Origin of the sequence: Flammeovirga agarivorans, assembly GCF_012641475.1 — a bacterium.
GTDB classification, from domain to species: domain Bacteria; phylum Bacteroidota; class Bacteroidia; order Cytophagales; family Flammeovirgaceae; genus Flammeovirga; species Flammeovirga agarivorans.
This window is the reverse complement of record NZ_JABAIL010000061.1, coordinates 1-895: the sequence shown is the minus strand read 5'-3', so window position 1 is coordinate 895 and position 895 is coordinate 1. Positions and strand designations below refer to the sequence as shown.

Genomic DNA, 895 nt, shown 5'->3' with positions numbered 1-895 from the left:
TGAATAAAGTTTATCTATTGGTGCCTCTTGCGTGAGAGACACCTAAGATACACCTTGCTAACCCATAAGTCTACCCTGAAGGTAGTTGTCCACCGGAAGGCCCCGACCTTGCTGTATGGCGAGACCATCGCAGGCCATCCATGCGTGTACCCGCTTCGCAACTTTCGCAAGGTCGAACTTTAGGGCCTCAGCGTTAATCCGTTCGCGCTCCTCACGCCACCGAGCGTGCGCCTTACGGCGTGCTCTACGTTCCTTATTGGCCTTCCGGCGTGCGATGCGCAGCTCCCCGTTCGGGTCACGCTTTGCCTTGTTGCGCTTACAGCGTTCAATCATCTTGGTGGTGGCTATCTGCTCAATCTCTGCGAGCAGTTCCTCAGGTTCCAGTGAGAAAGGCTCACGGTCCCGGTCCGCTGAGAATGACACCGGGTCGGTAATCACTGGCCTGCCGTCTTTGGTAAACATGATGTTACCGCTATGCATATCAAAGGACGCGATACCATGGAAGAACTTGCGAATCATTTGGCACGTCTCGATAAACGCTATGTCCTTCTCGTTGTGCTCCTCGGGCGCATAGTCACACTCGACAAAGTAATACGCGAGGTCTGCGTAGTGGTCGTGCTCATCGTTCTCTCTGCGCTGGCATGGTTCCAGCTCATCCAGTACCACCGTATAGCATCCAGCGTGACGCGCTACGTGATATACGTTAGGAATCCCTACCCGACCTTGGTGCATCCGGCAGAAAGCCACGTAGGCGGCCCCTGAGTCCTCTTTCTTAAAGCCAACCTTAATGACCTTGCCGGGTAACAGCTCGTGCTTAAATGCTGCACTGAAGTGGCCATTGCCCAGCAGGTTAAACCCAGCATCTTTGGCCTTAATCTTCAGGGTCTGCCAGTAG

The 895-nt window shown here is 54.1% G+C and carries 1 protein-coding gene; it reads right to left on the bottom strand.

Annotated features, from left to right (window positions below; translation table 11 throughout):
- Positions 1-57: 57 nt before the first annotated feature.
- Positions 58-895: protein kinase (locus HGP29_RS28225; protein WP_168885813.1), on the bottom strand; the 838-nt coding region annotated here is incomplete at its 5' end.